Raw genomic sequence first — 8054 nt, forward strand, 5'->3', positions numbered from 1 at the left:
CCTGCTCCCGCTCGGCCCCGGCGACGTCGTCCTGACCGGCGCGCCGGGGGAGTACGGCCCGCTCACCCCCGGCGGCCGCGCGGCCGCCACCGTCGCCGGCATCGGCACCCTGACCACCCCCGTACGCGCCGGAGGCCCCCGATGAAACCCACCGCCGTCCCCGCCACCGGGCCGCGCCTCGACGTGGTGACCTTCGGCGAGGTCATGGGCATGCTCGTCGCCGCCGACACCGGACCGCTGGCCGACGTCACCCACTACACCCGCTCCCTGGCCGGCGCCGAACTCAACGTCGCCACCGGCCTGGTCCGCCTCGGCCACACCGCCGGATGGGTGGGCCGGGTCGGCGACGACCCGCTCGGCGCCCACGCGCTCGCCGCCCTGCGCGCCGAAGGCGTGGACACCACGCAGGTCACCGTGGACCCCGAGGCGCGCACCGGCTTCCAGCTCAAGAGCCGGGTCACCGCGGGCGACCCGGAGGTGGTGTACTTCCGCAAGCACTCCGCCGGCAGCCGCCTCGCCCCCTCCGACGCCGCCGACGCCTACGTACGCGCCGCCCGCCACCTGCACGTCACCGGCATCCCCGCCGCGCTCTCCGGCACCGCGCGCGCCTTCACCCACCGCGCCATGGCCGCGGCGCGCGACGCGGGCCTCACCCTCTCCTTCGACCCGAACCTGCGCCCCGCACTCTGGCCGGACCGCGCCGAGATGGTGCGCACCGTCAACGACCTGGCCGTACGTGCCGACTGGGTGCTGCCGGGGCTGAGCGAGGGCCGGCAGCTCACCGGCGCGCAGGACCCCGCCGACGTGGCCCGCTGGTACCTGGCGCGGGGCGTGCGCCGCGTCGTCCTCAAGGACGGTGCCCGCGGCGCCACCCTGTACGACGCCGCCGGCGGGACCTGGACGCAGCCGGTCTTCCCGGTGCGGGCCGTCGACACCGTGGGCGCGGGCGACGGCTTCGCCGCCGGCCTGATCAGCGCCCACCTGGACGGCCTCGGCCCGCAGGAGTCCCTGGCCAGGGCCGCCGCCGTCGGCGCGCTCGCCACCACCAGCCACGGCGACCGGGACGGCCTGCCCACCCGCGCCCGGCTGGAGTCCTTCCTGCGCACCCGCGCCGCCGCCTGAACCACCCTGAACACCGCACGACAACCGAGGAGTTGGCCCCGTGGCCGTACAGCTGCAGATCGCCCTGGACCGGATGCCCCTGGAACGGGCCGTCCGGATCACCGAGGCCGTCGCGCCGCACACCGACTGGATCGAGGTCGGCACATCCCTGATCAAGCACTTCGGGATGCGCGCCGTGACCGAGGTGGCCGCCGCTGCCGGGCCCGTGCCCGTACTGGCCGACCTGAAGACCGCCGACGACGCGGTCTTCGAGTTCACCCTCGCGTACGACGCCGGTGCCGCCTCCGCAACCGTCCTCGGCACGGCCGCCGACGCCACCCTCGACGCGGCCGTACGCGTCGCCGCCGAGCGCGGCGCCGAGACCGTCGTCGACCTGATGCAGACCACCGAGGAACGCCGCGCCGCCCTCGCCGCCCGGCTGCCCGCCGACACCGTGCTCGCCGCGCACGTCGGCAAGGACGCCCAGCGGGCCGGCGCCGGGCCCGCCGACCTCCTCGGCCCCTGGCGGCACGGCCGCCGGGTCGCCGTCGCGGGCGGCCTGACCGCCGACGACCTGCCCGCCTTCACCGGACCAGACCCGGTCCGTGTCATCGTCGGCTCAGCGGTGACCGCGGCCCCCGACCCCGCGGCGGCCGCCCGTGCCCTCGCCGCTGCCGCCCACCGCTGACCCACCCGTACCGCACCACCGCACCGAAGGAACCACCATGGCCACCCAGCGCGAACTCCCCACTACCGACGCCCTGTTGACCACCGTGCAGGAGGAGATGCGCGGCGTCCTCACCGCTGTCGACGCCGGCTCCCTCGACGCGCTCGCCACCGCCCTGCTGCGCGCCCGCCGCGTCTTCGTCACGGGCGAGGGCCGCTCCGGCTTCATGGCCAAGGCGTTCGCCATGCGGCTGATGCACCTCGGCCTGCCCGTCCACGTCATCGGCGAGACCACCACCCCGGCCGTCGCCGACGGCGACACCGTCGTCGCCGTCTCCGGCTCCGGCACCACCGCCGGCACGGTCCGCGTCGCCGAGCAGGCCGTCAAGGCGGGCGCCGAGGTGCACGCCGTGACCACGGCGCCGGACTCCCCGCTCGGCACCCTCGCCGCGTCCGTCCTGCTGCTGCCCGCCGCGACGAAGTACCGCCGGCCCGGCGAGGCCGCCAGCGTCCAGCCGCTCTCCAGCCTCTTCGACCAGGCCACCCACGTCACCCTGGACGTCGTGGCACTCCGCCTCGCCGGCCTCCTGGAGGTGGACAACGACCGCGCCCGCGCGGCCCACGCCAACACCGAGTGACCGCAGGCGACGGGCGGGCACCACCGTGCGCGCCCGTCGCCGCCGTGCCGCCCCGCTCAGTCGTTGGCGGGGTTGCCCGCGGTCAGCGCCGGGTCCCGGGTCGCCACCGGGGCCAGCACCTCCTCCACCGACTTCAGCAGCTCCGGCTCCAGCCGCACCCCGGCCGCCTTGACGTTCTCCTCGACCTGCTCGGGCCGCGAGGCACCGATGATGGCGGCCGAGACATTGGGGTTCTGCAGTACCCACGCCACGGCCAGCTGGGCGAGCGTGAGCCCCGCCTGCTCCGCGAGCGGCCGCAGCTGCTGGACGCGCTCCAGCACCTCGTCCCGCAGGAAACGCTGGACGAACGTGGCACCGCCCTTCCCGTCGGTGGCCCGGGACCCGGCCGGCAGCGGCGCACCCGGCAGGTACTTGCCGGTCAGCACGCCCTGCGCGATCGGCGACCACACGATCTGGCCGATGCCCAGCTCCTCGCTCGCCGGCACCACCTCCGCCTCGATCACCCGCCACAGCGCCGAGTACTGCGGCTGGTTCGAGATGAAGGGGATCTTCAGCTCACGGGCCAGCGCGTGCCCCGCGCGCAGCTGGTCGGCGGTCCACTCCGACACGCCGATGTAGTGGGCCTTGCCGGAGTGGACCACGTCGGCGAACGCCTCCATGGTCTCCTCCAGCGGCGTTGTGTGGTCGTAGCGGTGCGCCTGGTACAGGTCCACGTAGTCGGTCCGCAGGCGGCGCAGCGACCCGTCGATCGACTCCATGATGTGCTTGCGGCCCAGCCCCCGGTCGTTCCGGCCGGTGCCGGTCGGGAAGTAGACCTTGGTGAAGATCTCCAGCCCCTCGCGCCGCTCACCCCGGAGCGCGGTGCCCAGCACCGACTCGGCCCGCGTCTCGGCGTAGACGTCCGCGGTGTCGAAGGTGGTGATGCCCGCGTCCAGCGCGGCACGGATGCAGGCGGTGGCCGCGTCCTGCTCCACCTGCGAGCCGTGCGTCAGCCAGTTGCCGTACGCGATCTCGCTGATGGTCAGGCCACTGCGGCCCAGGCGGCGGTATTCCACGGTCTCAGCTCTCCATCTGTCGTACGTCACGTCTCTGCGGGAACCATCCTGCCCCGCCCGGCGCCGCCACACCCGGAGGCCACCGTGACGTGCGGCGCCCCGGCAGTTTCCCCGGCCCCTGCATGACTCCCGCGTGCTGGGTACTCGACGGACCGATCCCGGGGCAGGCGCGTGGCGCGCCGGTCTTCATGCGTGTCTGCCATGACGCGGACGGCGTGTGCACGGTAGAAGGACGGGTAGCCGGGGACCCGGCCGTCGATACGAAGGAGGTCCCTTGAGTAGGAAGAACATCTTTGTCGTCGGTCTGGACGAGGGAAACCTGCCGGAATTGCAGGCCATTCCCGACGCCGCGGAATACACCTTCCACGGCCTGCTCACCCCCGAAGAGCTGCAGGTCGGGGAGGTTTCCGTACCGCAGCTCCTGGAAAAGGCGTACGGCATTCTCGACGCCTTCGAAGGCAGCATCGACGCCATCGTGACCTACTGGGACTTTCCCGCGAGCACCCTCGTCCCCATCCTCGGCGAGCGCTACGGCACGCACCACACCAGCCTGGAATCCATCGTCAAGTGCGAGCACAAGTACTGGAGCCGGCTGGAACAGCAGAAGGTCATCGACGAGCACCCGGCATTCGGCCGGGTCGACCTCTCCGCCGAACACCCCGAGCCGCCCGAGGGCGTCACCTACCCGATGTGGCTCAAGCCCGCCCTGTCCTATTCCTCGGAACTCGCCTACGGCGTCAAGGACGAAAAGGAATTCCAGGAGGCCGTGGCGAAGATCCGGGAAGGCATCAGCCGGGTCGGCCGCCCCTTCGAATACATCCTGGAGCAGATCGAGCTGCCCGAGGAAATGGCCGGCGTGGGCGGCGAGGTCTGCCTCGCCGAAGAGGCCATCGCCGGCATCCAGGTGGCCGTCGAGGGCTACGTCCACAACGGCGAGGTCACCGTCTACGGCACGCTGGATTCGATCAACTACCCCGACAGCTCCAGCTTCCTCCGCCACCAGTACCCCTCCACCCTCCCGCCGGACGTCGTCCAGCGGCTGCGGGTCGCCAGCGAGCGGGTCATGCGGCAGATCGGCATGGACGGCGCGACCTTCAGCATCGAGTTCTTCTACGACCCGCACACCGACCGGATCAACCTGCTGGAGATCAACCCCCGGCACTCCCAGTCGCACGCCCAGATCTTCCACTACGTCGACGGCACACCGAACCACCACATCCAGGTCGCCCTGGCCCTCGGCAAGGACCCCAGCCTCACCCCCGGCGCCGGCCCCTACCGGATGGCGGCCAAGTGGTACTACCGCTGGTTCACCGACGCCGTCGTCAAGGACGTGCCCTCCGCCAAGGACATCGAGCGCATCGAAAAGGACATCCCCGGCGTCCAGATCGACATGGTGCCGGAGCCGGGCAAGCGCCTCTCCGACAGCCCGCAGCAGGACAGCTACAGCTGCGAACTCGCCCACATCTTCACCGGCGCCGACAGCGTCGAGGAGATGACCGAGAAGTACGACCGCTGCGTGGCCGCCCTCAACCAGCACTTCGAGGGCACCCCGCCGCCGGAGGACGCCGGCGCCTGAGCCACGGCCGTCGGCACGGCGAGCGACCCCGGCACCCAGGAAAGGAGCACGGCAGCCGCATGCAGTACGTGAACGACCTGCCCCACGCGACCAAGCAAGAACACCACGTCGCGATCCCCATGGCCGACGGCACCCGGCTCTCAGCCCACATCTGGCGCCCCGTCACCTCCGACGGGGAGCCGGTGCCGGCGATCGTGGAGTACATCCCGTACCGCAAGCGGGACCTGACCTCCGTACGCGACTCGATCCACCACCCCTACCTCGCCGGCCACGGCTACGCCTGCATCCGCGTCGACCTGCGCGGCACCGGCGACTCCGAAGGCGTCCTCCTGGACGAATACCTCGAACAGGAACAGGCCGACGCCGAGGAAGTCCTCGCCTGGGCAGCGGCCCAGCCCTGGTGCGACGGCACCACCGGCATGATGGGCATCTCCTGGGGCGCCTTCGCGGCCCTCCAGGTCGCCGCCCGGCAGCCCGAAAGCCTGCGCGCCATCGTCATCGCGTCCTTCACCGACGACCGGTACAGCGACGACATGCACTACATGGGCGGCACCCTGCTCTCGGACAACCTCGCCGAGGCCGGCACCATGTTCGCCTACGCCACCTGCCCGCCCGACCCCGCCGTGGTCGGCGACCGCTGGCGCGACATGTGGCACGAACGCCTGGAAGCCACCCGCCCCTGGGCCCTGGAATGGCTCCGCCACCAGCGCCGCGACGACTACTGGCGGCACGCCTCCGTCTGCGAGGACTACGACGCCGTACAGGTCCCCGTCCTCGCCTCCAGCGGCTGGGCCGACGGCTACTCCAACGCCGTCTGCCGCCTCCTCAGCAACCTCGACGTCCCCCGCAAGGGACTCATCGGCCCCTGGTCCCACAAGTTCCCCCACCTCGGCGAGCCCGGCCCCGCCATCGGCTACCTCCAGGAAGTCGTCCGCTGGTGGGACCACTGGCTCAAGGGCGCCGACAACGGCGCCATGGACGGCCCCATGCTCCGCACCTGGATGCAGGACAGCGTGCCGCCCTCCACCTCCTACGAGGAACGCCCCGGCCGCTGGGTCGGCGAACCCACCTGGCCCTCCCCGCGCATCCAGCGCGCCTACCACCCCCTCACCCGGCACCGCATCTGCCCGCCCGACGAAACCCGGCGGGACGACGCCACCCCCGACGAAGCCCGCGACGACGCCCTGCGCGGCGACGCACTGACCGTCGAATCCCCCCTGTCCGTCGGCCAGTTCGCCGGCAAATGGGCCTCCTACAACGCACCCCCGGACCTCCCGTACGACCAGCGCGAAGAAGACGGCGGCTCCCTCGTCTTCGACACCGACCCGCTCACCGAACGCACCGAGATCCTCGGCACCGCCACCGTCGAACTGGAGGTCTCCGCCTCCGAACCCGTCGCCATGGTCGCCGCCCGGCTCTCCGACGTCGCCCCCGACGGCAGCGCCACCCGCGTCACCTACGGCCTGCTCAACCTCACCCGCAGGGACGGCACCGGCACGCCCCAGCCCCTCGAACCCGGCCGCCGCTACCGCGCCACCGTCCAGCTCAACTGCGCAGCCCAGGCATTCCCCGCCGGACACCGCATCCGCCTGTCACTGTCCACCTCCTACTGGCCGCTGGCCTGGCCCCCGCCCCGCCCCGTCCGGCTCACCGTCTACGAAGGCACCAGCGCCCTCACCCTGCCGGTACGCCCCAACGACGTACCCGACGACGTGCCCGACCCCGCCTTCGCCGAACCCGAAGGCACCCAGCCGCTGCCCACCACCCAGCTGCTCCCCGCCGAACAGCGCTGGGACGTCAAACGCGACCTGGTCAACTACCACAACGCACTGGAGATCGTGAAGGACGCCGGCCTCGTCCGCTTCGAAGAAGCCGGCATCGACGTCGGCCGCCGCGCCTACGAGCGGTACACCTCCGTCGCCGACGACTTCGGCTCCGTACGCGGCGAGACCACCTGGACCATGCGCTTCCGGCGCGGCGACTGGGACGTGCACATCGTCACCTCCCAGACCCTCTGGTCCGACGAGGAGTCCTTCCGCATCGACGCCACCCTCGACGGCTACGAAGGCGACCGCCGGGTCTTCTCCCGCACCTGGAACGAGACCCTCCCACGCGACTCCCTGTGACCCGGGTACCCGGCCAGCGCGTCGTCGGCGAAGGGGCGGACATGGGGTGCTTTGATGGCGGCATGGCACGGCGCCCGATGCGGAACACGGCGGAGACGACGGCCTGGTGGGCCGCGCTCCTCATCCTCTGGCTCCTCTTCATCTCCACCATCGACGCGCTCGAGGTCCTGGTCGGGGCCGCCGTCTCCCTCGTGGGCGCGGTCGCGGCCGGGGCCGCCCGGCGGGCGGTGACCGACCGGTGAACCCCTGGCTCGCGGCCGCCACCGCCCTCATGGCCCTCGGCCTCGCACCCGTCCTGTGGTGCGTGGCCACCGGACCACTGCGCCGCCGCGTCGCCGCCCAGAACACCGGCACCCTCCTCGTCTGCCTCGTCCTCCTGCTGCTCGCCCGCGGCTACGACCGGCCCCCCTACACCGACGTCGCCCTCGTCGTCGCCCTCCTCGGCCCCGTCGGCACCCTCGTCTACGCCCGCCTCCTCGGACCCGAGACGGGCGACGACCCCCAACAGCAAGGCCCCCTCACCAAAGCCCTCGCCGTCCTCGCCACCGCCGCCGTCGTCCTCCCCCTCTGCGTCGCCGAAGGCCCCGGCCGCTCCCTGGCCAAACTCCTGATCATCGGCGCCCTCCTCGTCGGCGGCAACCTCGTCTCCGCCAAGGCCCTGGCCGGCGCCCGCCCGAAGGAGGCCGACGACCATGGCTGACCTCCCCGTCGCCGTCGCCCTGCTGCTCGTCGCCGCGGCCGCCACCGCCGCCGTCGCCGTACGCGAACCCGCCCGCCAGGCCCTCGCCCTCTCCCTCCTCGGCCTCACCCTCACCCTCCTCTTCACCGTCCTCCAGGCACCCGACGTCGCCCTCTCCCAGCTCGCCGTCGGCTCGGCCCTCACCCCCCTCCT

The 8054-nt window shown here is 72.6% G+C and carries 9 protein-coding genes; 8 read left to right on the forward strand and 1 reads right to left on the reverse strand.

What is annotated here, in order from left to right:
* Window positions 1–141 precede the first annotated feature (141 nt).
* From C3486_RS35640 to hxlB, 3 genes are read left to right on the forward strand one after another with little or no spacing between them, the layout of a single operon-like run.
* A complete protein-coding gene (locus tag C3486_RS35640; RefSeq protein WP_103837009.1) occupies window positions 142–1122 on the forward strand; it encodes a sugar kinase in 981 nt (326 codons plus the stop codon).
* Between the two features lie 40 nt (window positions 1123–1162).
* Window positions 1163–1789, forward strand: a complete 627-nt coding sequence (locus tag C3486_RS35645) for an orotidine 5'-phosphate decarboxylase / HUMPS family protein (protein ID WP_103837010.1) — start codon at window positions 1163–1165, stop codon at window positions 1787–1789.
* Window positions 1790–1826: 37 nt separating this feature from the next.
* Entirely contained in the window at window positions 1827–2405 is a 579-nt protein-coding gene (gene hxlB / locus C3486_RS35650) for a 6-phospho-3-hexuloisomerase (protein WP_103837011.1), read from the forward strand.
* A 56-nt stretch (window positions 2406–2461) separates the two neighbouring features.
* Here the strand turns inward: hxlB and C3486_RS35655 are convergent, their stop codons facing one another.
* A complete protein-coding gene (locus C3486_RS35655) occupies window positions 2462–3460 on the reverse strand; it encodes an aldo/keto reductase family protein (RefSeq protein ID WP_103837012.1) in 999 nt (332 codons plus the stop codon).
* A gap of 274 nt (window positions 3461–3734) precedes the next feature.
* Here C3486_RS35655 and C3486_RS35660 point away from each other — a divergent pair, with 274 nt between their 5' ends.
* The 5 genes from C3486_RS35660 to C3486_RS35680 all read left to right on the forward strand — a co-directional run.
* A complete protein-coding gene (locus C3486_RS35660; RefSeq protein WP_103837013.1) occupies window positions 3735–5036 on the forward strand; it encodes an acetyl-CoA carboxylase biotin carboxylase subunit family protein in 1302 nt (433 codons plus the stop codon).
* A 59-nt stretch (window positions 5037–5095) separates the two neighbouring features.
* Window positions 5096–7162: a CocE/NonD family hydrolase gene (locus C3486_RS35665; protein WP_103837014.1), complete on the forward strand. Its 2067-nt coding sequence runs from the start codon at window positions 5096–5098 to the stop codon at window positions 7160–7162.
* Between the two features lie 62 nt (window positions 7163–7224).
* Entirely contained in the window at window positions 7225–7404 is a 180-nt protein-coding gene (locus C3486_RS35670; RefSeq protein ID WP_103837015.1) for a hypothetical protein, read from the forward strand.
* Window positions 7401–7862 carry an MrpF/PhaF family protein gene (locus C3486_RS35675; protein ID WP_103837016.1) on the forward strand — a complete coding sequence of 154 codons (462 nt, stop codon included), beginning with the start codon at window positions 7401–7403 and terminating at the stop codon, window positions 7860–7862. The genes C3486_RS35670 and C3486_RS35675 overlap by 4 nt, the downstream gene beginning before the upstream one ends.
* The coding region (locus tag C3486_RS35680) for a hydrogenase subunit MbhD domain-containing protein (protein ID WP_103837017.1) at window positions 7855–8054 on the forward strand (200 nt) is incomplete at its 3' end. The genes C3486_RS35675 and C3486_RS35680, both read left to right, overlap by 8 nt.

Source organism: Streptomyces sp. Ru73, assembly GCF_002920575.1.
Lineage (GTDB): Bacteria > Actinomycetota > Actinomycetes > Streptomycetales > Streptomycetaceae > Streptomyces.

Bases quoted from the DNA above. Each gene is read 5' to 3' on its own strand.
- C3486_RS35640 (WP_103837009.1), top strand. From the start codon at position 142: ATGAAACCCACCGCCGTCCCCGCCACCGGGCCGCGCCTCGACGTGGTG.
- hxlB (WP_103837011.1), top strand. From the start codon at position 1,827: ATGGCCACCCAGCGCGAACTCCCCACTACCGACGCCCTGTTGACCACC.
- C3486_RS35665 (WP_103837014.1), top strand. From the start codon at position 5,096: ATGCAGTACGTGAACGACCTGCCCCACGCGACCAAGCAAGAACACCAC.
- C3486_RS35670 (WP_103837015.1), top strand. From the start codon at position 7,225: ATGGCACGGCGCCCGATGCGGAACACGGCGGAGACGACGGCCTGGTGG.